The sequence below is a fragment of the Bradyrhizobium symbiodeficiens genome (assembly GCF_002266465.3).
Classification (GTDB): domain Bacteria; phylum Pseudomonadota; class Alphaproteobacteria; order Rhizobiales; family Xanthobacteraceae; genus Bradyrhizobium; species Bradyrhizobium symbiodeficiens.
This window is the reverse complement of record NZ_CP029427.2, coordinates 2567416-2590085: the sequence shown is the minus strand read 5'-3', so window position 1 is coordinate 2590085 and position 22670 is coordinate 2567416. Positions and strand designations below refer to the sequence as shown.

Here is a 22670-nt window from a genome sequence, read left to right as displayed (position 1 = left end):
GCCATGATATCCAGATCCGCGAAGACATCCGAGAATTTGCTCGAGGAACTGCAGGCCGCGCTCTCGCACGGCACCGTCGCGCGCCGGGTCGAGACGCTGCGCCGCGTCACCGATCTGTTCGTGGGCAACGCGGTGGACTATTCCGACGACCACATCCGCGTGTTCGACGACGTATTCCAGTGCCTGATCGAGCAGATCGAGAACTCGGCCAGGGTGCTGCTCGCCGGCCGCCTCGCGCCGATCGCGGCCGCGCCGCCGAAAATCATCCGCGCACTCGCGCTCGACGAGGTCATCGAGGTCTCCGGCCCCGTGCTGTCGAGATCGGAACGGCTGGACGAGACGACCTTGATCGAGATCGCGCGCACGCGAGGCCAGGCGCATCTCAAGGCGATCTCGCTGCGACGGGTGCTGTCGGAAGCGCTGACCGACGTGCTGGTGACGCGCGGCAACGAGGACGTGGTGCAGTCGACCGTCGGCAATCCGGGCGCGCGACTCTCCGAGGGAAGCCTCACCGATCTCGTCACCCGCGCCGAACGCGACGACGACCTCGCCACCTGCATCGGCCAGCGGCCGGACCTGCCGCGCCATCACTATTTGAAGCTGATCGCGAAAGCGTCCCTGAGCGTGCGCAGGAAGCTCGAGGCCGCGCATCCGGAGCTCGTGGACGAGGTATCGAGAGTGGTGCAGGAAGTGGCCCAGCGGGTCCGCGCCGCCGCCACGACGAAGCAGACCGAGATGGCGCGCGCGCTGGTGAGGTCGCTGCACGAGGACGGCCGTCTCAACGAATTCCAGGTCACCAGTTTCGCCGAGCAGGGCAAATTCGACGAAACCAATGCGGGGCTCGCGGCGCTCGCAGGCGTCGCGGTCGAGACCGCCGAGACCATGATGATCGAAAGCCGTACCGAGGGCGTGATGGTCCTCGCCAAGGTCGCGGGCATGTCCTGGCCAAGCGTGCGCGCCATCATCGCCATGCGCGAGAAGCTCTCCGGCGGCTCGCAGACCGACATGCTGACGCTGCGCGACGCCTACGAGGCCCTGCGCAGCTCGACCGCGCAGCAGGTGCTGCGCTTCCACCGCATGCAGCAGGGTGCGACGCCGGTGGCGTGAGGCGCGACTGAGCAAGCGTCACGCGGCTCGACCGTCGAGCGTGACCTTTTTGTGAAACGCACGACGCAACCTGGCCGAAGAGATCACGCCCCGCATTCGGGATCATGCTCCAGGGCCTTCTCCCCAGGGGCATGCCATCCATGGCGCAGCACTTATGGTGTCGACGATTTTTTTGTTCTAGCCTTCCGGAGGATTTCGTCCCGGGGGGGGGCCCGTTGCGTCTTGTCAAACCGATAACACGGTCAGAACTTGAGCTTTGGCGTTTTCAGAGTTTGGCATTGTGGGGAGCGTGCGTTGGCGCCGTTGCAGCTGGCCTCTCGGCCTATCTGATCCTGAATGCCGCCAAGCCGGACCTTGCCGTAAACCTTGCACTGGACTTTCCGGTCGTTCAATCAGCCGTCCCGAACGGCGAAGCTGTCAAACGCGCTGAGAAAATCTTCTATCTCCTGTTCTACGGGTTCGGCGCCGCCGTAGCGTTTGCTGCCCTCAAGCTGCGAAAGTTCTTCGAAGGGCACTCGCTCGTTCTGTTCTACCTCTCGTCTGTGATCATCATCACAGAGCTGCATCCGTTCCTACGGGCCACGTTCGAGCCCAGATTTCAAGCGCTCGCGCTGACCGCCATGGTCGCCGCCGGTTTCATCCCGTTCGTGAAGCGCTTCCCGACCCGCATTCACATCAATGGCGATGCCGAATCCAGACCGATCGGGCTATTCGAATTTGGATGGGTCGATGCAGTGCTGATCGCTGCACTGCTGGCCCTGATCCTGCCCGGGGACGTGCAGGGCATGGCCACGCGGGCGGCCGGCGGCAATCACCCGGTATCCTACCTGACGGGGCCGGCGCTCTATCATTTCGCAAAGGGCATGGTGCCCGGCCGCGACTTCCTGGCGTTCTACGGATACGGCCCGCCTTACTTGTTGAGCAGGTTCCTCACCGCGGACGCCAATGCCCTGTATTGCCTCTACATCAGGTTCATTGCCGGAAGTCTCGTGATCTTCCACGTGTCGGCATATTGGGTGCTGCGGGACTTCTTCCAGAACCGGGCGATGCCTTTCGTCCTGGCGTTCGTGTTTCTCGCTTTGTGCCAGTACGCCGACGGCGATGCTTTCGGCGGGCCGTCCGCGCTCGCGATCCGGTACATGTTCGTGTTCATCGCCGTGGGCATTCTGGCGCGTCTCATGGTGAAACCGTCCGGTTGGTCGTTGGCCGCGTTGTCCGCCGTCTGCGCTGTTTCGATCTTTTGGAACACCGAAACGGGGATCTATACCTGGGCCGTGGCTTGTGCGGCGCTATGCGTGCGGCTGCTGGAGCGGCGCCGTGTTTGGGAGGTCGCGGCTTTCACCGGCATGTCGATCGTGTTCCTGCTGGGATTGTTCGTTGCTGCATTCGGCCCGGCGGTCCTTTCAAAGGACTTTCTGTACGTCTTCCTTGCCCCGCTCGGTCTGCACAGCTTCTCGAACTGGGTATCGATAACTCTGATCTGGCAGCCCGGCTTCGGAACGGTCTACCAGATCGTCATGCCCGCGATCGCCATCGGCACGGCGGTGAGCGTCGCCGGCGCGTGGACAGGTTCACGCACCGTCGAGCGCGCTTATCTGCTGGTTCTGTCTCTCGTCGCACTGGTTTTCATGACCAAGTGGGTGAACCGGTCGCTCGATGCGGTGTGGCAGCAGAACGCGTTTGCTTATCTTGCCGTCGGCGCGTGGTGGGGCCGATCGGCATTTCGCGCCGCTGTCGGCCGAACAAAGTCGCAATTGGTGCCGGCCGTGTCGCTGGGGGCGGTCGCCGTCGTCTCGGTCGCCGTGCTTCTGAGCGCGCAGGATCGGCGACAGCACGTGATGATCGGGCTGCGGTCGTATTTGCAGTATCCGAGCATCGCCAGCTTCAGATGGAAACGAAGCGCGGGCCCAATCAAGGTCGCACTCGACGCCAGCGACGTCGATCTGGTCAACAAGGTCTTGCCACCCGGTGGCCGCATGCTGTTGTTATCCAACCAGGATTGGCTAATTCTTCCTACTCTAGGCCGAGCCCCCAAGAGCGACTTCATGCCCTTCCGGGACATGTTCAGCCGGGATCAGGTGATCAGGAGTTTTGCCGGAGCCGACTATTTCTTTTTGGAACGCGGCGCGACCTACCAATATGATTGGTTGAAGGAGATGGTCGACCAGATCCTGCAGGAGCAGTTCGAGCACTCCGAAGAGTCCACCCGGTTCATCCTCTATCGCAGGAAGTCATGACGCAAAGCTCGCGCGGGTTGTTCGAGCGCTGACGACGGACCGCGCGGCCTGGCTGGCGCGGTCAGTATCTCAGGACTTTCGCCCCGACCGCCGCGCCGATCGCCGTCACCACCGCGGTCGCGAGCGTGTACCAGGTCGCGACGAACAGGGGCGAATCGTCGGTGCAGTGCGAGGCATAGAGCGTCGCGGCAAGCCCGGCCGACACCAGGCCGGCGAGCGCTCCGGCGAGCGCGGGGCGCGAGGGCGCGCCGTGTCGCAGGCCGAACAGCGCGCCCGCAAGCAGCGGCAGCGACATCGCCGGAATTGCGACCAGGCATACCCTGGAGTTCTTGCCCATCAAGCGCATCGTCATCGGCATGGCCGGCGCCATCATCGCCTCGCTGCCGATCGCAACTGCCAGCAGCCCGACCGGAAGCAAGAGCAGCCAGCCCCAGCCACGCAGCAGGGCTTCGGGGCGCGACAGATGCAGGCTGACGATGATCGCGGGGATCGCGAGCGACAGCGTCACCGCGAACTTCATGTCGAAGAACGGGTTGTGCATGGCCGTCATCACGTCCGGCCGCACGCCGAGGAACGTCGCGAAGACCAGGATCGACAAGGGCGCCGCCACCAGCAGCGCCATGGTCAGCACGGCGCCGACGCGCGGCGCGCGATGAGTGTTGTCGGCGGCGAGCGAACGGATGAGTTGATCGGTGTCCATGACTAGTGGTCCCGCAGTTTGGTCGTCAGCGCCGCAAGTCCGCGATGGAGTGCGACCCGCACCGCGCCCTCGCTCATCGAAAACTTCGTCGCCGTGTCCTTGATCGAAGCGCTCTCGACCGCGATCGACTGCAGCACGTCGCGCTGGCGCTGCGGCAGGGTGTTGAGCTGGGCTGCGACCTCGCCGGCGGAGGCCGTTTCCTCGGGCGCCTCGCCCGGCAGGGTTTCGGCGAAATCGTCGATGTTGACGAAGACGCGCCTGCCGCGCCGGCGCAGCGCGTCGATCAGCTTGTTGCGGCCGATGGCAAACAGCCAGGGCGCGAAGGGGGCTTCGCTGTCCCAGGTGTGACGCTTCAGATGCACCGCCAACAGAATCTCCTGCACGATATCCTCTGCCTGGTCAGGAGGCTGACCTGCCCGGGCCAAGCCTCGCCTCGCGGCCGCGCGCAGCACGGGCGTGACCGCCCTCAACAGGCGATGATACGCCGCATCATCGCCTGCCATGGCCGACCGCATCAGGCCGGTCCATTCGTCCTCACGTCCGCGCACGCGCGCCCCTCACCAAGCAATTCGGCCGTTCGTTCAATTTGTTACGCGCCCCCGACGAGATCACAAATTCGTGATCAACCTCGGGCCCAGCCGCCGATCCGGCCGTCAACGTCTGCGACGGCTCATAACAGAGATCGGCGCGTCCCGCACCCGCGGCTGGCTCCATGGGTGCCGGTTTGCCCCGGTTTTGCCCGGTGTAGCCCGAAGATTCCCATTTTCTGCCGCGCTGTCGTCACGTCCCCGGGGTCTCTGTTCGCTTCCGGGACGGGCGGAATTGGGGAGATCATCACCATGATGAAAGCCAGCGGGGGCGCGGCCCTGATTGTTCTGACCGGGCTTTTGTTGCTGTTCGGCGGCCTTATACAGGGAAGTCTTGCACAGGCGGCACCAGCCTCAGCCACAGGCAAATCGGACAGCGCGGGCAAGCAGGCCGATGCGGCCAAGCCGAGCAAGCACCGACGCCACGAGTCACGCCGCAACGGCAGCAGCAAGACGGCGCAGAAGTCGGCCGATAAGACTGATGCTCCGGCAAAGGACGAACCGAAAGCGGACACCAAGGCCGACACCGACGCGGCGGCCTCGAGCCAGATGCCGCCGGCGGTCGCCAACGCCAATGCGCAGCTCGCCGCTGATACCGCGACTTCGGCAGCGGCCTCCGCGATGACGAACCGCGCCAACGGCAATGTCCAGGCAGCAGCCGATAATACCAACGCTGCGAATGCCGAGAGCCAGAACGCCGAGATTCAGGTCGTCGCCCCCGATCAGCTCAACGACATCGACCGCGCCGCGCAACAGGACAGCCCACCGGCGCAGAAGGCGGTGATTGCCGCAACCGAGGCGCAGCCCCGGCCGGCACCGGTAATGGCGAGCAGCCAGCAGAGCTCGGCCTGGGACCAGAGCTCCCTGATCGGCAAGATCTTCATCGGCGTCGGCACGCTGCTGACGCTGGCGTCCGCCGCGCGCATGTTCATGGCGTGATCGCTGGCCTGAATTCCTGGCCTGATGTCCTGGCTTGAGAGACCGCCACCGGAACGCGCATCCCGCGGCGTGTTCCGGCGGCCCCTTGCCCCCTTGAAGCGCACCGCGTCAGCGGGCACATTGCTCGCCCGATCAAAAGCGTGGGTGGAGCATGAGCACGTTCGAACACATCATCGTCGAAAGCAAAGACGCGGTTGGCATCATCAAGCTGAACCGGCCGAAGCTGCTCAACGCGCTCTCCTTCGGCGTCTTCCGCGAGATCGCAGCTGCCGTCGACGATCTCGAGGCCGATGACGCCATCGGCTGCATCGTCGTGACCGGCAGCGAGAAGGCCTTTGCCGCCGGCGCCGACATCAAGGAGATGCAGCCGAAGGGCTTCATCGACATGTTCTCAGAGGATTTTGCCGCGATCGGCGGCGACCGCGTCGCGCGCTGCCGCAAGCCGACCATCGCCGCTGTTTCCGGCTATGCGCTCGGCGGCGGCTGCGAGCTCGCCATGATGTGCGATTTCATCATCGCCGCCGACACCGCCAAGTTCGGCCAGCCCGAGATCACGCTCGGCACCATTCCCGGCATCGGCGGTACCCAGCGCCTGACGCGCGCGATCGGCAAGTCCAAGGCGATGGACCTCTGCCTCACCGGCCGCATGATGGATGCGGCGGAAGCCGAGCGAAGCGGTCTCGTCAGCCGCATCGTGCCCGCCGACAAGCTGATGGATGAGGTGATGGCGACGGCCGAGAAGATCGCCGCAATGTCGCGCCCTGCGGCCGCGATGGCCAAGGAAGCGGTGAACCGCGCCTTCGAGACCACGCTTGCCGAGGGCATGAGCGTCGAACGCAACCTGTTCCACTCGACCTTCGCGCTGGAGGACCGCTCCGAGGGCATGGCGGCATTCATCGAGAAGCGCAAGCCGGTGAACAAGAACAGGTAATCCGGCGCACGGTCAGGCTGGTGTAAGCCTCGACCGCGTTCCCACGGAATCCCTGTGACGAAGCTGCAACAAGCACGGATTTCATGGGGGTTATCCCCGCGGCAGTTTGCCTGCGCGACCTCGGCTGGTTAAACAGTTAAGAGGCCACCGTCGGCGGGGGCGGACAGCCAAGTTAAGCGGGATTACATGATTGGGCGTACCGCCAGAGTTGGTCGCGAGATGACGCGGCATCGATCGGGCGTGAGTCCTGCGCTTGCGACATGGACCGCGCTGGCGCTGTGCTGCGCCCTGCCCTCCGCCGCCTGGGCCGAAGCCCTGCCGGAGGCACTCGCCAAGGCCTACCAGACCAATCCACAGCTCAATGCCGAACGTGCGCGACAACGCGCCACGGACGAGAACGTGCCGCAGGCCCTCGCGGGTTACCGGCCGCAGATCGTGGCGAGCCTCAGCGCCGGCCTGCAATCGGTGCGCAATCTGCTGCCCGACAACACCATCCAGACCGGCAATCTGAAGCCATGGATCATCGGCGTCACCGTGACGCAGACTCTGTTCAACGGCTTCCGCACCGCCAACAACGTGCGCGCCGCCGAACTCCAGGTGCAGTCGGGCCGCGAGGCGCTGCGCAATGTCGGCCAGGGCGTGCTGCTCGACGCGGTCACCGCCTACACCAACGTGCTCGCCAACCAGTCGCTGGTCGAGGCGCAGCGTTCCAACGTCGCCTTCCTGCGCGAGACGCTCTCGGTCACCCAGCGCCGCCTCAACGCCGGCGATGTCACGCCGACCGACAGCGCGCAGGCCGAAGCGCGCCTCAACCGCGGCCTTGCCGATCTCAACGCGGCCGAAGTCGCGCTTGCCATCAGCCAGGCGACCTATGCGCAGGTGATCGGCAATGCACCGTCGCAGCTGCGGGTCGCCGAAGCTGTCGATCGCTATCTGCCGAAGAGTCGCGAAGACGCGATGACGATGGCAATCCGCCAGCATCCGGCGGTGATGGCCGCCGGCTTCGACGTCGATGTCGCCTCCACCAACATCCGCATCGCCGAAGGCACCCTGCTGCCGAGCGCCACCATCCAGGGCAGCGCCAGCAAGAGCCGCAACAACGATCCGACGCTCGGTACCTTCGCCGAGGACCAGGCCTCGATCGTCGCCAACATCACCGCGCCGATCTACGACGGCGGCCAGGCCGCCGCGCAGACCCGGCAGGCCAAGGAGATCACGGCGCAGAGCCGGCTCGTGCTCGACCAGGTCCGCAACCAGGCGCGCACGGCGGCGGTAAGCGCCTGGGTTGCCAATGAAGGCGCCAAGATCACCGTGTCGGCCTCGGAATCCGAAGTGAAGGCCGCAACCGTCGCGCTGCAGGGCGTACAGCGCGAGGCCGCCGGCGGACAACGCACCACGGTCGACGTCTTGAACTCGCAGGCCGATCTGATTCAGGCCAAGGCCCGCCTGATCGGCGCCAACCGCGACCGCGTCATCGCCTCCTACACGCTGCTCAGCGCCATCGGCCATCTCGACGTCAAGACGCTCAGCCTGAACACGCCGGATTATCTGCCCGAGGTGCACTACCACCAGGTCCGCGATGCCTGGCACGGGCTGCGCACGCCGTCGGGGCAGTAGTTTCAAATCGTTTGGCGGGTTGCCGATGAAAAGCCGCCGCATCCATCTCACGGGTGCTTCCGGCTCCGGCGTGACGACGCTCGGTCGCGCGCTCGCCGGCCTGCCCTGCCCGATCACGCGCGTTGACGGCTCACGCCCGCTTGCGGACCTCGTCGAGCAGCTATGCAGCGAAGTGCAGCGGCTGCCAGGCTGATGTGATACTGTTCCGGCATCGTCGTTCAAATAACGAAGCAGGGAGAGAAACCATGCTCAGCCGACGCGGCGTCCCGTTCGCCTCCCTTGCCGCCGGAGCAGCCATGACCAAAGCCCACGCACGTGCCTCGCAACCCGCAACGCCGGTCAATTTCGAGGTCCCGCTGCACGCCTGCGACTGTCACACCCATATCCACGGCGATGTCGAAAAGTTTCCGTTCTTCGCGGGGCGCGTCTATACGCCGGAGCCGGCGAGCCCGGACGAAATGGCAGCCCTGCACAAGGCGCTGCATATCGAGCGCGTGGTGATCGTGACGCCGAGCGTCTACGGCGCCGACAATTCCTCCACCCTGTTCGGCATGAAGGCGCGCGGCGCGACCGCGCGCGGCGTGGCCGTGATCGACGACAGGACCACCGAGGCGCGGCTCGATACGATGCAGCAGGAAGGTTTCCGCGGCATCCGCATCAATCTTGCGACCGGCGGCATCAGCGATCCCGATGTCGGCCGCGCCCGCTTCACCGCCGCCGTCGAGCGCATGAAGGCGCGCGGCTGGCATGTGCAGCTCTATACGACGATGCCGATGATTTCCGCGATCAAGGAGCTCGTGCTGGCCGCGCCCGTGCCTGCCGTGTTCGATCATTTCGGCGGGCTCGAGGCCTCGCTCGGGCTGGAGCAGCCGGGATTCGCGGACCTGGTTGCGCTCGTCAAATCCGGCAAGGCCTATGTGAAGCTCTCCGGCGCGTATCGCTCGTCGAAGCTCGCGCCCGACTATCAGGACATGGTGCCCTATGCGCGTGCGCTGATCGCCGCGAATGCGGACCGCGTCGTCTGGGGCACCGACTGGCCGCATCCGGATTCCAGCCATGTCGAGGGACGCAAGCCCACCGACATCGCGCCGCTCTATCAGATCGACGACGGCCGCCTGCTCAACCAGCTTCCGGTGTGGGCACCGGACGCCGGTGTGCGCAAGAAGATCCTGGTCGACAACCCGGCACGCCTCTACGGATTTTGACGGTCAGCGTGCGCGGCGCGAGAAGAACGAGATCAGGACCGGCAAGGTCACGAGGATCACGATCGGCGCCAGCATCATGCCGGTGACTACGACGACCGCGAGCGGCTTCTGCACCTGCGAACCGATACCCTCGGACAGCGCCGCCGGCAGCAACCCGACGCCGGCGACGACGCAGGTCATCAGCACCGGCCGGAGCTGAAGCTCGCCGGTCCGCACCACCGCGCTCATGCGGTCCATGCCCTCTTCGATCAGCTGGTTGTACTGCGACAGGATGATGATGCCGTCCATCACGGCGATGCCGAACAGCGCGATGAACCCGATCGCCGCGGAGACGCTGAATGCCGTGCCTGTTATCAACAGCCCCAGAACGCCGCCGAAGATCGCCATCGGGATCACGCTCATCGCGAGCAGTGTATCCGTCATCGAGCCGAAATTGAACCAGAGCAGCACGCCGATCAGCGCCAGCGAGATCGGTACCACGATCGACAGCCGCCGGATCGCGTCCTGGAGATTGCCGAACTCGCCGACCCATTCCATGCGCGAGCCCGGCGGCAGCTGCACCTGTTCGGCGATCTTCTGTTGGGCCTCGCTGATGGCGCTGCCGAGATCGCGCTCGCGCACCGAGAACTTGATCGGCAGATAGCGTTCCTGCTGCTCGCGATAGATGTAGGCGGCGCCCGAGACGAGGCTGATGGTGGCGACCTCGCTCAGCGGAATCTGCGTGACGGTGCCGTTCGGCCCGGGCGCGCCGATGCGCAAATTCTGGATCGCCTCGGCACTGCGGCGATATTCCGGCGCGAGACGGACGATGATCGGGAAGTGACGATCGGAGCCGGACTCGTAGAGATCGCCCGCCGTGTCGCCGCCGATCGCGACCTTGATGGTGGCGTTGATGTCGCCCGGCGCAAGGCCATAGCGCGCAGCCTTGGCGCGGTCGATGTCGATCTGGACGGTCGGCTGCCCCAGCGAAGTGAACACCGCAAGATCGGTGACGCCCTGCACCGTGGCCAGCACCGACTTGATCTTGTTGGCGGTGTCGGTGAGCGCCTGAAGGTCGCTGCCGAACAGCTTGATCGAGTTCTCGCCCTTCACGCCGGATACGGCTTCGGAGACGTTGTCCTGGAGATATTGCGAGAAATTGAACTCGACGCCGGGGAAGCGATCGTCGAGTTGCTTGAGCAGTTGCGCGGTCAGTTCCTCCTTGTCGCGGGTGCCGGGCCATTGGCTGATCGGCTTCAGCGGCGCGAAGAACTCGGCGTTGAAGAAGCCCGCGGCGTCGGTGCCGTCGTCGGGACGGCCGTGCTGCGATACGACGGACTCGACCTCGGGCCGGGCGCGGATCACCTTGCGCATCTCGTTGACGTAGGAGTTTCCTTCCTGGAGCGAGATGGTCGGCGGCAGCGTGGCGCGAATCCAGAGATTGCCCTCTTCCAGCTTGGGCAGGAATTCGAGGCCGAGCAGCCGGCTCAGCGCCACCGTCATCAGCACGAGACCGACCGCACCTCCGAGCACGATGTTGCGGTTGGCGACCGCCCATTGCAGCAACGGCGAGTACAACCGGTGCAGGATCCGCATCACCCTGGTCTCGGTTTCCTCGACATGCGCGGGCAGGATGATCGCGGACAATGCCGGCGTGACGGTGAAGGTCGCAAGGAGCCCGCCCGCCAGCGCATAGGCATAGGTGCGGGCCATGGGCCCGAAGATGTTGCCCTCGACGCCCGACAGCGTGAACAGCGGCAGGAAGGCCGCGATGATGATCGCCGCGGCGAAGAAGATCGAGCGCGAGACGTCGGCGGCCGCGCTGAGGATGGCGTGGCTCTTCATGCCGAACAGCGTCTCATGGGACATATGCTCGGTCTCGGACATCGGCGTCGTCTGGGTCAGACGGCGGAAGATCGCCTCCACCATGATGACGGTGGCGTCGACGATGAGGCCGAAATCGATCGCGCCGACCGACAGCAGATTGGCCGATTCTCCGCGCAGCACCAGGATGATGACCGCGAAGAACAGCGCGAACGGAATGGTGGCGCCGACGATCAGCGCGCTGCGCAGGTCGCCGAGGAATATCCACTGCAACAGAACGATCAGCAGAATGCCGACGATCATGTTGTGCAGCACCGTGTGCGTGGTGAGCGCGATCAGGTCGCCGCGGTCGTAGATGCGCTCGATGCGCACGCCGGGCGGCAGGATGCTGGAGTTGTTGATCTGCCGGACGAGCTGGTGGACACGCTTGATGGTCGGCGAGCTCTGCTCGCCGCGGCGCATCAGCACGATGCCCTGCACGATGTCGTCCGCCTCGTCGATGCCGGCAATGCCGAGACGAGGCTTCTGGCCGACGGTGACGGTAGCGACGTCCTTCACCAGCACCGGATTGCCGCCGGTCTGCGCCACCATGGTATTGGCGAGATCGTCGATCGACCGGATCAGGCCGACGCCGCGCACGACGGCCGATTGCTGGCCGATATTGACGGTGTTGCCGCCGACATTGACGTTGGAATTGCCGACCGCCTGGAGCAATTGCGGCAGCGTCAGGCCGTTGGCGACCAGCTTGTTGAAGTCGACCTGGAGCTCATAGGTCTTGCTCTTGCCACCCCAGCCGGTGACGTCGATGACCCCCGGCACGGCGCGGAATCGGCGCTGCAGGATCCAGTCCTGGATGGTCTTGAGATCGAGCACGCTGTAGTTCGGCGGACCGACCAGGCGGTAGCGGAAGATCTCGCCGATCGGGCTGAGCGGCGAGATCTGCGGCTGCACGTTGCCCGGCAGCGGCGCGAGCTGCGCCAGGCGGTTCAACACCTGCTGCAACGCCTCGTCATAGGTGTAGGCGAACGAGAACTGAATCTTGACGTCGGAGAGACCGTAGAGCGAGATGGTGCGGATGGTCGTGATGTTCTTCAGGCCTGCGACCTGGGTCTCGATCGGGATGGTGATGTAGCGCTCGATCTCCTCCGCCGACAGCCCCGGCGACTGCGTCACGATGTCGACCATCGGCGGGGTCGGATCGGGATAGGCCTCGATGTTGAGCTGGTTGAACGCGATGACGCCGCCGATCAGCACGGCGACGAACATCCCGACCATCAGGAAGCGCCGGTTGACGGCAAGGGCGACGAGGCGATCCATTCAGGTCTTCAGCTTGTCTTCGTTTTCTTGGGCGGTCGATCAGCTGCCGGACGCCGCGCGGTCGATGAACAGGCTGCCTTTGACGACGATCTGCTCGCCGGGATTCAAATTTCTGGTGACCTCGACCAGGTTGCCGTTGATGAGGCCGATCTTGATTTCGCGCAGCTCGACCGACTTGTCCTCACGTGCGACCCAGAGGCGGACCTTGTCGGCCTCATAGATCAGCGCCTGCTTCGGCACGGCGGGCGCGGCGCGGTCGCCCGCCGAATAGATCGTGACGTTGGCGAACATCTCGGGCTTGAGCAGCCCGTCCTTGTTGTCGATGGTGGCGCGGACCAGCAGGCGGCGGGTGTTGGGGTCGATCGCGGCGGCAACGTAATTGATCTTGCCGGTCAAGGGGCGGCCCGGCAGCGCCATCACGTTGACGGTAATGTCCTGGCCGATACAGACCGCGGCGGCGTCGCTCTCGCGCACGAAGGCGGTGAGCCAGACCGTCGAGAGATCGCCGACCACGAAGACCGGATCGCTGGCGCCGGAATTGACGTATTGGCCGGGGCCGATCTTGCGCTGCACGACCGTGCCGGAGATCGGCGAGTAAATCGTGATCTCCCGATCGATGACGCCCTTGTCCTGGAACGTCTTGATGGCCTCGTCGGTGAAGCCGAGGATGCGCAGCTTGCTGCGCGCGGCTTCCAGCGCGGTGGCCGAGGAGCGCATGTCGTTCTGTGCCTGAACCTGCGTCGCCTCCGCCTGCTGATAATCCTTCAGCGGAATGGCGTGGCCTTCATAGAGATCCTTGGCGCGCCTGAATTGGATATCGGCAAGGTCGATCGCCGACTTCGCCTTGTTCTGCGAGGTCATCGCTGCGATGAAATCGTTCTGAGCCTGCACCGTATCCGCGGCCTCGATCGTGAACAGCGGTTGGCCCTGCTTCAGCATCTCACCCGGCTTGGCGAACAGCTTGGTGACGCGCCCCGCATAGGGCGAGAACACCGGCGTCGAACGGTCCTCGTCGACGGCGACCTTGCCTTCGGTGACATATTCGGCGCGGAAGGCTCTGGCCTTGACCGGCTCGATCGTCAGCGATGCCCATTCCGAGGGCGTCGGCGTGAAGTTCTGCGCATTCCTGCGCGACTGGCTGGATATCTCGGAGTGCTTCTTGTCCTTGGACCCCGAAGCGAGGAAGCCGTAGGCACCGGCGCCGGCAAGGCATAGTAGAACTACGGACGTGATCACCCGTTGCTTTGTAAACACCTGCAATCGCTTGGTATTTTCAACTACCATGGAGCCCGGTCGTGTCTGCGACGATCTTGGCAGATGCTTGCCTTGTCGGTCGCGCTAATAGTGCCGAATTGCGATTTCAAACAACCTAAAAAACGCTGCGCGCCTTTCGGTTTGCGTTAAAATTTTGCGACATGTCAGCTTCACGTCAGCTTCGCGCCGGCCATTGCGCCGGATGACTGCCGAGCGGCATCGCCGGACGAGACCATTGCGCCGGTGTCGTCGACAGTAGCGCCGCATGACGCACCGCCTTCAACATGCCGAAGCCAGATGGCATGCTCTCGATGAACGCAGCATGTACGGCCTCGCCCGTAAGATCCGGAGTGTTCAGTCCGCCATCGAGGCGGCCGAGATTCCACAGCCATCGCCCGGTCTGCGCCAGTGACACGCGCACGTGCCAGCTGCCGCCTTCGCGCGCCTGGCGCATCTTCGCCATCATCGCGCCGAACGCCATCAGATAACCGGTGGCGTGGTCGAGCATCTGCGCCGGCAATTCCTTCGGACCGTCGATGCCGGCGGCCCTTCCTTCCGCATCGTTGAAGCCGGTGGTGGTTTGCACCAGGGAATCGAAGCCGCGCCGCTCGGCCCAGGGGCCGGTGTGGCCATAGGCCGACAGCGTCACATAGACGATGCCGGGGTTGATCTGAGCTGCGTCCTCGGGCGCGAAGCCGAGGGCAGCGAGCGCGCGTGGACGATAGCCCTGCGAGAAGATGTCGGCGTCCCGCAACAATTCGCGCAACTGCGCCCTGCCCGTCTCGCTCTTCAACTCGATGAAGGTGGTGAGCTTGCCGCGCCCGGTATCGATGGTGAGCCAGTCGATGGCGGGCAACTCCGGACCCGACACCAGTAGCACGTCCGCACCATGCGCAGCGAGCGTGCGGCCGGCGACGGGGCCTGCGATGACGCGGGAGAGATCGAGTACGCGAAGGCCCGACAGCGGACGATCGCCTTCTGGCCACGGCTTTGGCGGGGCTTCGCCGATCTTCTCAATCGAGATCAGCGGCAATTGCGCGAGCGCGCGCGCCTGCGGCAGCGCTGACCATTCGTCGTAGGAGCGCATCAGCGCAACGACGCCGCCCGCGGCGTAAGCCGCGATTTCAAAATCCTCGCCCTTCCATTGCATCAGCGCCGCCTGCACCTTGTCGCGCTCCGCATCACAGCCGAGCACCTTGCAGACGGCATCGCGGTGATGCGGAAAATTGGTGTGGCAACGAACGAATCGATTGTCGCCGGCCCTGTAGACGCCGGCGATGGCGTCCCAGGCGGGCGGCGGCGGCTTGTCGTCGACGCGCAGATAGCGCTCGGAACGGCATTCGGCGACGGCGTGGCGCAGATCGACGCTCACGTCCTGCGTCTGGCCACTGCGCAGCCGCCAGATTTCAGCCGCGGCAAGGCCGGCGGCCGCGATGGCTGTCTGTCCGGCAATTGCGACGCGGAAAGAGGACGGAAGCTGAGGCTCCTCACCACTCAGCCGGACGCGCTCGAGCGCCGGCGCATCGCCGCCGGCGGAGGTCCAGATGTCCTTGAGAATGTCGGCAGGGCTTTGCATGGCCGCTTCTCTCCCCTAGGTTTTCGGCGACCATCCAATAGCACATAAGGAAATGCAATGGCCGCCATCGACCCCCTTACCGCAGGCGCCGTGTTCATCGCAACGGCGGCCACAGACGCGGTCTATGTCATGTTCACCTCGGCCGTGATCGCGCGAAAACGCGTGCCAGCGGCGAACTGGAGCGCGGTCTGGTACATGCTCTCCTCCTACGCCGTGATCAGCTACACCGAAAACGCCTTTTACGTTGCCTTCGCCGCGATCGGCTCTTGGGCCGGCGCCTACGCGTCGCTCACATTCTTGCACCGCCCGCCCGGCGGCCCGCCGGTCGGTGCGGCGCCGGAGTGAATGGGCCCTGCCTCTCTCCACGTCATTGCGAGGAGCTGTTGCGACGAAGCAATCCAGACTGCCTCCACGGATGCATTTCTGGATTGCTTCGCTGCGCTCGCAATAATGAATTGGAGAGTTCAGCATATCTCCGGAAACAGCTACACTCTCCACATCAACAAAAAGGAAACTCAACAATGGATCTCGGTCTCAAAGGCAAGAACGCCATCGTGCTGGGCGGCACGCGCGGCATCGGGCGGGCGATTGCGGCGACGCTCGCCGGTGAAGGCACCAATGTCGCGGTGTGCGCGCGCAATGCCGATCAGGTTGCAGCCACCGTCGCCGAGCTAAAGGCGCAGGGCGTCAACGCCACCGGCGGCCCGGTCAACGTGACCGACGGCGCGGCGCTGAAATCCTGGATCGAGGGTGCAGCCAAAGAGCTTGGCGGCATCGACATGCTGTTCTCCAATGCCGGCGCGATGGCGCAGGGCCACGATGCAGCATCGTGGGAGCAGAATTTCAGGCTCGACCTGCTCGGTGCCGTGCATGCGTTCGATGCCGCGCGGCCGTTCCTCGAAGCGAGCGGAGAAAGAAGCGGCGACGCCGCCTTCGTCATCATCTCCTCGATCTCGGCGGCGCAGGCCGACACGGCCAGCTCCTACGGCCCGATCAAGGCGGCGCTGATCCACATGGCCAAGGGACTGGCGCGGCAACATGCGAAGAAGAAGATCCGCGTGAATGTCGTGTCGCCCGGCACGGTCTATTTCAAGGGCGGGGTCTGGGAGATGGTCGAGAAGAACATGCCCGAGCGTTACAACGACGCGATGAAGCGCAATCCTACGGGACGCATGGCAACGCCGCAGGAGATCGCGAGCGCGGCGGTGTTTCTGGCAAGCCCGGTGTCGGGGTTCACCACCGGATCGAATCTCGTCGTGGACGGCGCGATCTCGAACCGGGTGAATTTTTAGGGAAGCGGAGCATCATCATCGAAGAACTTGTAGGGTGGGCAACGCGAAGCGTGCCCACCGCTTTTCGCGAAAGATCCTAGAAGGTGGGCACGGCGCTTACGCGCCTTTGCCCACCCTACGGCGACCGTGCGTGTGGCAGCACTCCGCCCCCCCACCGTCAATGAAAATCCCGTGACGGCGGCAGGACGCGGACGTTGCGGGGGTGGCGGATTTTTTGTGCCGGCATGTCCGTGAGCGCGCGAGGGTCTTCGTTGAGCGGCTCGACCACGGTGGCGCCTGCCGGCAGCGGATGCTTGCGGCTCAGAGCGTCGTTGGCGAGTCCGACCAGATCGTGCGAGCGATCAATCAGGCGCTGGGCGATGAGATGCGTCACCTTCTCGGGGCTGCTCTGGATATAACCGTGAACCTCGATGAGGCGCGCGCCCATCACCTCTTTGCGGTACTGCTCCATGATCTTGGGCCAGACCACGACATTGGCGATGCCGGTTTCGTCCTCCAGCGTCATGAACACGACGCCGCTGGCGCTGCCCGGCCGTTGCCGCACCAGCACCACGCCGGCGCAGCGGACGCGGCGCCGCTCGTTCTCGTGGCTGATCTCCCTGCAGGCGACGACGCGCTCACGCGAAAACATCTCGCGCAGGAATTCCATCGGGTGGCCCTTCAACGACAACCGGATGGTCTGGTAGTCCGCGACCACCTGCTCGGCGCGCGGCATCACGGGCAGCGGCTTGGCACGCTCGTCGGGCTGCTCGCGCGCGGTGGCGGCCTCGAACAGCGGCAGCGGCACGTCGTCGGGCAGCCGCCGCACCTGCCACAGCGCTTCGCGGCGATCGAGCCCGAGCGAGCGGAACGCGTCGGCATCCGCCAGCAGGATCAGCGCGCGCTTGGGCAGGCCGGTGTCGCGGGCGAAATCTTCGAGCGAGGTGAAGGGCCGGCGGTTCCGCGCGGCAACGATGCGGTCGGCCCAATCGAGTACTCTCTCCACATTGCCATTCCGGGGCAATGCGTCAGCATCGAGCCCGGAATCCATTCCGCCAGGCGTATGCTGCGATTCCGGGTTCGCGCTTTGCGCGCCCCGGAATGACGACTGAGAGCGTTTCAACTGCTCTTCATCCTCGTCCAGCCAGTGAAAGCCGTCGATCTGACGGAAGCCCAGGCGCACGGCGCAGTATTTGCCGTCAGTGTTCTCCAGCGTGTTTTGCGCAAAACTATAGGACACGTCGATGTCACGAATCTCGACGCCGTTCTTGCGGGCGTCGTTGACGATCTGTGCGGGCGCATAGAAGCCCATCGGCTGCGAATTCAGCAGGCCGCAGCAGAAGGCGTCGGGATGATGGTACTTCAGCCACGACGAGATGTAGACGAGCTGGGCGAAGCTCGCGGCGTGGCTTTCCGGGAAACCGTAGGAGCCAAAACCCTTGATCTGATCGAAGCAGTTTCGCGCGAATTGAGGATCATACCCTCGGCGGATCATATTGCCGATCATTTTCTCTTCGAAATTGCCGATGGTCCCGACATTGCGGAACGTCGCCATGGCACGTCGCAATCCATTGGCTTCTTCCGAGGTAAATTCTGCGGCCACGATCGCGATCCGCATCGCCTGCTCCTGAAACAGGGGCACGCCGAGCGTCTTGTGAAGAACCTCGCGAAGCTCGTTCTTGTTGCCACCTTTGGGATAGGGATATTCGATATCCGCTGGATTCATCTTCCGCCGCCGCAAGTAAGGATGCACCATGTCGCCCTGGATCGGTCCTGGCCGCACGATCGCGACTTCGATGACGAGATCGTAGAATGTCCGCGGCTTCAAGCGCGGCAGCATGTTCATCTGGGCGCGGCTCTCGACCTGGAACACGCCGAGCGACTCCCCGGCACACAGCATGTCGTAAACATCCGGGTCGTCCTGCGGAACGCTCGCCAACGCAAAACGCTCACCCTTGTGCTGGTCGATCAGATCGAAACATTTCCTGATGCAGGTCAGCATACCCAGCGCGAGCACGTCGACCTTCATCATGTTGAGCGCGTCGACGTCGTCCTTGTCCCATTCGATGAAGGTGCGGTCATCCATCGCGGCGTTGCCGATCGGGACATAGGTGTCGAGCCGGTCCTGCGTCAGCACATAGCCGCCGACATGCTGGGAGAGATGGCGCGGAAATTCGATCAGCTCGGTCGCAAGCTCGACCGCAAGATTGATCATGGGATTGCCGGGATCGAGCCCGGCCTGCCTGACCTGCATGTCGTTGAGGCCCTTGCCCCAGCTTCCCCAGACGGTGTCGGCGAGGGCTGCGGTGACGTCCTCGGTCAGGCCCAGCGCCTTGCCGACGTCGCGGATGGCGCTGCGCGGGCGATAATGGATGACGGTCGCGATGATCGCGGCACGGTGGCGGCCGTAACGGCGATAGACATATTGCATCACCTCCTCGCGCCGCGAATGCTCGAAATCGACGTCGATGTCGGGCGGCTCCAGCCGTTCCTTTGAGATGAAGCGCTCGAACAACAAATCGACCTTGGTCGGATCGACCGAGGTGATGCCGAGCACGTAGCACACGGCTGAATTCGCCGCCGAGCCGCGGCCCTGGCACAAAATGTTCTGGCTGCGCGCATAGTGGACGATGTCGTGCACGGTGAGGAAGTAATGCGCGTATTTCAGCTCGGCGATCAGCGCGAGCTCTTTATGCAAGGTGGCGCGCAGCTTCGCGTCAATGTTCTCGATGCCGCCGAAATATTTGTCGACGCCCGCCCAGGTCAGATCCTCCAGATGTCCCTGCGCGGTCTTGCCCGGCGGCACCGGTTCGTCCGGATACTGGTATTTGAGCTGGTCGAGCGAGAAGTCGATTTTCCCCGCAAAACGCATGGTCTCCGCGATCGCCTCGGGAAAATCGCGGAACAGCCGCGCCATTTCTCGCGGCGTTTTCAGAAACCGCTCGGCATTGGCTTCCAGCTTCTTCCCGACCGCCTCGATCGTGGTCTTTTCCCGGATGCAGGTCAGCACATCCTGAAGCGGACGGCGGCCGGGATCGTGATGGAGCACCTCGTTGGTCGCGAGCAGCGGCACTTTTGCTTTGGCCGCGAGATCATCGAGCCGCGTCAGCCGGCGGCGGTCATCGCCGCGATAGATCAGGCTCACCGCCAGCCACACGCCCTCGGCGCGGCTTGCTTTCAGCTTTGCAAGAATATCCAGCGCCTGCGCCGGCTCGAAGCGATGCGGCAGCGTCAGGACCAGGAGCTGGCCTTGCGAAAACTCCAGGAGATCGGCGAAGGCGAGACGGCATTCGCCCTTCTCGATCCGCGTGATGTCCTCGCCACGCTTGCCCCGGGTCAGGAGCTGGCACAGCCGGCCATAGGCGGCGCGGTCGCGTGGATAGACCAGAATGTCGGGCGTGCCGTCGCTGAAGACGATGCGCGCGCCGATCAGCAGTTTCGGCTTGTGCAGCACCTTGTCGTTGCCGAGCTCATTCCAGGCCCGCACCACGCCGGCGAGCGTGTTGTGATCGGCGATGCCGATCGCGGGAAGGCCGAGCTTGCTGGCCTGATGCACATAGGCGCGCGGATCCGAGCCGCCACGCAGGAAGGAGAAGTTGGTGGTGATGCCGATCTCGGCATAAGCGGGCGTACTCATGCGAAGAGACCGTGCACATACCAGCCGGGAGAAGCAGGCTCGCCGTCGCCGTCGAACACCTCCCCCTCGTAAAGTCCGTCGCGAAAGATCCAGAAACGCAGGCCCTCGGCGTCCTCGATTCGAAAGTAATCCCGCGTCAGCTGCTTGCCGTCCTGCCGCCACCATTCCATCGCGATGCGCTCGGGTCCCTCCACCCGCACCACGGCATGCAGCGCGCGGCGCCAGGTGAATTGATGCGGCGGTCCATCGGGCACGGCCGCGAACGGCACCTTGATCGGTTCCGGTCTGTCGAACAGCCGCAAGGGACGCAGCGGCGGCTCGCTTTCGGTCCGCGCCGGCCATTCGGCCTGCATGGCGGCAGCGAGATGATGCTGCGCCGGGGCGGCCATCACCGCGCATTCGGGGATATGGGTATCCTCGGGCAGGTGCACGACGACGCGTTTTCCGCCGATCCGCGCGGCGATGCGGTCGATCAGGGCAGAGAGCTCGTCATTGTCATGGACATGGGCGTCGAGATCGCGCTGCTCCTGCACCACGATCTCGGTGCGGCTCGCCGACAGGCGCACCATGTCGAAGCCGAAACCGGGATCGAGGGGATCGGCGAGCGCGTCAAGGCGCTCGCGGAACAGCCGGTCGATGACTTTGCTTTGCGTCACCGGCCGCCCGGCCTCGACCATGATCGCGCGTACCACACCGTCGGTGCGGAAGAACGCGGCTTCCAGCCGACGGGCGCCCTTGCCCTGCTTCTCCATTGAGGCAATCAGCGTGTCCGCCAGCCGCGACAGCGTCATCGCGATCATGGTGTCGGTCGCGATCGGCTCGGCGAAGCGCTTCTCCACGATGTAATCGGGCAGCGGTTTCCGCGGGCTGATCGGCGCATCGCCCTGCCCCAGCGCATGCGCGAGCAGCGTGGAGAAGCGCGCGCCGAACCGCGCCGTGATCTCGCTCGGCGAACGGGAGGCGACAGCGCCGATGGTCTTCAGGCCGGCACGGCGCAGGCCCGTGGTGATGGCCTCGCCCGCACCGAGCGCGGACACCGGAAACCGTTCGATCGCCGCCGCCTCCCCGCCATCGGCAACGATGCTGCTAGTTGCCTGCCGCGTCAGCGTGCGCGCACAGACCGAGGTGCCGGCGATGGCCGCGCTGACGGCAAAGCCTTGTCGGCCGAGCGCACGAACCAGCGTCTGCAACAGCGCCGCTTCGCCGCCGAACAGATGCGCGCAGCCGGTGATGTCGAGGAACAGCCCATGCGGCGGATCGAGCGCCACCAGCGGCGTGAAGCGGTCGCACCAGTCGGCGATGTCGCTGAGCGTCTTCGCATCGGCCACGACATCGGCGTCGAACACCTTTAAGTCCGGACACATCGCCCGGGCATTCGCCAGGGGCTGGCCGATGTATAGCCCCAAACGCTCGGCAGTTTCATCCAGCGCATGAATGACCAGTGCATTGTTGTCCTTGATGACGACGATGCTGGGCTCGTCTTTTTGTTTTGACGCGTTTTCTTCACGCGAACCGGCACCCACTTCGCTTGAAAACGCTCTGACCTTACCCAGCCCGGCGCTGTTGAAGAAACGTTGGATTCTGTCGATCGGCAGGCGCGGCAGCCACAGGCTGAGAATACGTCGACGGCTGACTGAACTGGCACTCATCACAATTCCATTCCATGATCCACCGGCCGCATGGGCCATGACGATTGCGCAACAGCTCGGCATCGAAGCGCGGCGCGCCCCAGGCGTCCCACACCGACCCCGGCGGCGAATGCGCCGCGCGCAGCATCCATCGTGTCTCTGCAGTCGAAGGCAGCGGCTGCGCGGCCATGCGCAGCATCAGGCCGGTGACGCCGGAACCTTGCGCGGCCAGCGTCAGCTTGCGGCTCGCCACCAGATCGAACTGCCTGGTCTCGCCCCAGAGCTCGAGCACGACCGCGCCCAGCGCATCGCAGGCGAGCGCATCGGCCGAGCTGCGCAGCGCGCTCTCGACATCGGCGGCGCGCACCATCACCACGCGGCGTGGATCGAGGCCGAGCTCGGCGAGCCCGCTCATCGACAGTGCACCCGCCTCTATCTCCGAGAAATCCTGTCGTATCCACAGCAGCGGCCGCTGCGCCGAGACGCGCCCGGCAAGCCCCATGACGAAGCCGGTCGCGGCCGTCCCCTGAGACCCCGCGCAGAACACCTCGTGGATCGCCGCGCGCGCGAGGCCGCCCTTCAGCACGTTGTCGGCTTCGCTGTGACCGAGTGCGACGCGATCGTGCGGATGCACGACCGCCGCCGTCTCGATGCGCTCGATCTGACCGCGCAAACTCGCAAGCGCGCTTCTACGTGCGCCGCTCATGCTCGCCGCTCCTTCAGGGGTGATGGCCGCCGGCTCTTAAAAATAAGAACCAGCGGCTGGCTCATTTGTTCATGATATGTTCTAATATAAAGCTAACGGCGGCCGGGGAGTCAATCGAATTGGTGCTCCGTCAGATTCGTCAGCTGAATCAAAGG

The 22670-nt window shown here is 64.6% G+C and carries 17 protein-coding genes; 9 read left to right on the top strand and 8 right to left on the bottom strand.

Going from position 1 to position 22670, the window contains the following annotated elements:
- Positions 1-3: 3 nt before the first annotated feature.
- Together CIT39_RS11785 and CIT39_RS11780 are read left to right on the top strand one after the other, a co-directional pair.
- Complete coding sequence (locus CIT39_RS11785) at positions 4-1107, top strand: DUF2336 domain-containing protein (protein ID WP_094975193.1); 1104 nt, start codon at positions 4-6, stop codon at positions 1105-1107.
- A 215-nt stretch (positions 1108-1322) separates the two neighbouring features.
- The gene (locus CIT39_RS11780) at positions 1323-3344 is read left to right on the top strand and encodes a hypothetical protein (RefSeq protein WP_148667311.1); all 2022 of its coding nucleotides are present in this window, start codon (positions 1323-1325) and stop codon (positions 3342-3344) included.
- Between the two features lie 61 nt (positions 3345-3405).
- On the opposite strand, the gene CIT39_RS11775 is transcribed toward CIT39_RS11780, so the two are convergent.
- Positions 3406-4044: an NrsF family protein gene (locus tag CIT39_RS11775; protein WP_094975195.1), complete on the bottom strand. Its 639-nt coding sequence runs from the start codon at positions 4042-4044 to the stop codon at positions 3406-3408.
- A gap of 2 nt (positions 4045-4046) precedes the next feature.
- Complete coding sequence (locus CIT39_RS11770; RefSeq protein ID WP_094975196.1) at positions 4047-4592, bottom strand: sigma-70 family RNA polymerase sigma factor; 546 nt, start codon at positions 4590-4592, stop codon at positions 4047-4049.
- A 291-nt stretch (positions 4593-4883) separates the two neighbouring features.
- Between CIT39_RS11770 and CIT39_RS11765 the strand changes: the two genes are divergently transcribed.
- The 5 genes from CIT39_RS11765 to CIT39_RS11745 all read left to right on the top strand — a co-directional run bounded on the left by CIT39_RS11765 (position 4884) and on the right by CIT39_RS11745 (position 9323).
- The gene (locus CIT39_RS11765) at positions 4884-5570 is read left to right on the top strand and encodes a hypothetical protein (RefSeq protein WP_094975197.1); all 687 of its coding nucleotides are present in this window, start codon (positions 4884-4886) and stop codon (positions 5568-5570) included.
- Between the two features lie 151 nt (positions 5571-5721).
- Entirely contained in the window at positions 5722-6501 is a 780-nt protein-coding gene (locus CIT39_RS11760; RefSeq protein ID WP_094975198.1) for an enoyl-CoA hydratase, read from the top strand.
- Between the two features lie 186 nt (positions 6502-6687).
- Positions 6688-8118 carry a TolC family outer membrane protein gene (locus tag CIT39_RS11755; protein WP_094975199.1) on the top strand — a complete coding sequence of 477 codons (1431 nt, stop codon included), beginning with the start codon at positions 6688-6690 and terminating at the stop codon, positions 8116-8118.
- 25 nt (positions 8119-8143) lie between these two features.
- Positions 8144-8311 carry a hypothetical protein gene (locus tag CIT39_RS11750; RefSeq protein WP_155526018.1) on the top strand — a complete coding sequence of 56 codons (168 nt, stop codon included), beginning with the start codon at positions 8144-8146 and terminating at the stop codon, positions 8309-8311.
- Between the two features lie 52 nt (positions 8312-8363).
- Entirely contained in the window at positions 8364-9323 is a 960-nt protein-coding gene (locus tag CIT39_RS11745) for an amidohydrolase family protein (protein WP_094975200.1), read from the top strand.
- A gap of 3 nt (positions 9324-9326) precedes the next feature.
- On the opposite strand, the gene CIT39_RS11740 is transcribed toward CIT39_RS11745, so the two are convergent.
- The 3 genes from CIT39_RS11740 to CIT39_RS11730 form a co-directional block, all read right to left on the bottom strand.
- Positions 9327-12443, bottom strand: a complete 3117-nt coding sequence (locus CIT39_RS11740; protein WP_094975201.1) for an efflux RND transporter permease subunit — start codon at positions 12441-12443, stop codon at positions 9327-9329.
- A 39-nt stretch (positions 12444-12482) separates the two neighbouring features.
- Positions 12483-13727: an efflux RND transporter periplasmic adaptor subunit gene (locus tag CIT39_RS11735; protein WP_094975202.1), complete on the bottom strand. Its 1245-nt coding sequence runs from the start codon at positions 13725-13727 to the stop codon at positions 12483-12485.
- A gap of 145 nt (positions 13728-13872) precedes the next feature.
- The gene (locus CIT39_RS11730; RefSeq protein ID WP_094975203.1) at positions 13873-15273 is read right to left on the bottom strand and encodes a CoA transferase; all 1401 of its coding nucleotides are present in this window, start codon (positions 15271-15273) and stop codon (positions 13873-13875) included.
- A 57-nt stretch (positions 15274-15330) separates the two neighbouring features.
- Between CIT39_RS11730 and CIT39_RS11725 the strand changes: the two genes are divergently transcribed.
- Positions 15331-15618, top strand: a complete 288-nt coding sequence (locus CIT39_RS11725) for a hypothetical protein (protein WP_092024185.1) — start codon at positions 15331-15333, stop codon at positions 15616-15618.
- Positions 15619-15794: 176 nt separating this feature from the next.
- Positions 15795-16565: an SDR family NAD(P)-dependent oxidoreductase gene (locus tag CIT39_RS11720; protein WP_094975204.1), complete on the top strand. Its 771-nt coding sequence runs from the start codon at positions 15795-15797 to the stop codon at positions 16563-16565.
- Positions 16566-16722: 157 nt separating this feature from the next.
- Here the strand turns inward: CIT39_RS11720 and CIT39_RS11715 are convergent, their stop codons facing one another.
- From CIT39_RS11715 to CIT39_RS11705, 3 genes are read right to left on the bottom strand one after another with little or no spacing between them, the layout of a single operon-like run.
- A complete protein-coding gene (locus CIT39_RS11715) occupies positions 16723-20181 on the bottom strand; it encodes an error-prone DNA polymerase (RefSeq protein WP_094975205.1) in 3459 nt (1152 codons plus the stop codon).
- Complete coding sequence (locus CIT39_RS11710; protein ID WP_162308454.1) at positions 20178-21830, bottom strand: Y-family DNA polymerase; 1653 nt, start codon at positions 21828-21830, stop codon at positions 20178-20180. Before CIT39_RS11710 ends, CIT39_RS11715 begins: the two co-directional genes overlap by 4 nt.
- The gene (locus CIT39_RS11705; RefSeq protein WP_094975207.1) at positions 21727-22515 is read right to left on the bottom strand and encodes an ImuA family protein; all 789 of its coding nucleotides are present in this window, start codon (positions 22513-22515) and stop codon (positions 21727-21729) included. Before CIT39_RS11705 ends, CIT39_RS11710 begins: the two co-directional genes overlap by 104 nt.
- Between the last annotated feature and the right edge of the window lie 155 nt (positions 22516-22670).

Excerpts from the sequence above, each read along its gene's own strand:
- CIT39_RS11785 (WP_094975193.1), top strand. The coding sequence starts at position 4 with ATGATATCCAGATCCGCGAAGACATCCGAGAATTTGCTCGAGGAACTG.
- CIT39_RS11775 (WP_094975195.1), bottom strand. The coding sequence starts at position 4,044 with ATGGACACCGATCAACTCATCCGTTCGCTCGCCGCCGACAACACTCAT.
- CIT39_RS11765 (WP_094975197.1), top strand. The coding sequence starts at position 4,884 with ATGATGAAAGCCAGCGGGGGCGCGGCCCTGATTGTTCTGACCGGGCTT.
- CIT39_RS11760 (WP_094975198.1), top strand. The coding sequence starts at position 5,722 with ATGAGCACGTTCGAACACATCATCGTCGAAAGCAAAGACGCGGTTGGC.
- CIT39_RS11755 (WP_094975199.1), top strand. The coding sequence starts at position 6,688 with ATGATTGGGCGTACCGCCAGAGTTGGTCGCGAGATGACGCGGCATCGA.
- CIT39_RS11750 (WP_155526018.1), top strand. The coding sequence starts at position 8,144 with ATGAAAAGCCGCCGCATCCATCTCACGGGTGCTTCCGGCTCCGGCGTG.
- CIT39_RS11745 (WP_094975200.1), top strand. The coding sequence starts at position 8,364 with ATGCTCAGCCGACGCGGCGTCCCGTTCGCCTCCCTTGCCGCCGGAGCA.
- CIT39_RS11740 (WP_094975201.1), bottom strand. The coding sequence starts at position 12,443 with ATGGATCGCCTCGTCGCCCTTGCCGTCAACCGGCGCTTCCTGATGGTC.
- CIT39_RS11735 (WP_094975202.1), bottom strand. The coding sequence starts at position 13,727 with ATGGTAGTTGAAAATACCAAGCGATTGCAGGTGTTTACAAAGCAACGG.
- CIT39_RS11730 (WP_094975203.1), bottom strand. The coding sequence starts at position 15,273 with ATGCAAAGCCCTGCCGACATTCTCAAGGACATCTGGACCTCCGCCGGC.
- CIT39_RS11725 (WP_092024185.1), top strand. The coding sequence starts at position 15,331 with ATGGCCGCCATCGACCCCCTTACCGCAGGCGCCGTGTTCATCGCAACG.
- CIT39_RS11720 (WP_094975204.1), top strand. The coding sequence starts at position 15,795 with ATGGATCTCGGTCTCAAAGGCAAGAACGCCATCGTGCTGGGCGGCACG.
- CIT39_RS11715 (WP_094975205.1), bottom strand. The coding sequence starts at position 20,181 with ATGAGTACGCCCGCTTATGCCGAGATCGGCATCACCACCAACTTCTCC.
- CIT39_RS11710 (WP_162308454.1), bottom strand. The coding sequence starts at position 21,830 with ATGAGTGCCAGTTCAGTCAGCCGTCGACGTATTCTCAGCCTGTGGCTG.
- CIT39_RS11705 (WP_094975207.1), bottom strand. The coding sequence starts at position 22,515 with ATGAGCGGCGCACGTAGAAGCGCGCTTGCGAGTTTGCGCGGTCAGATC.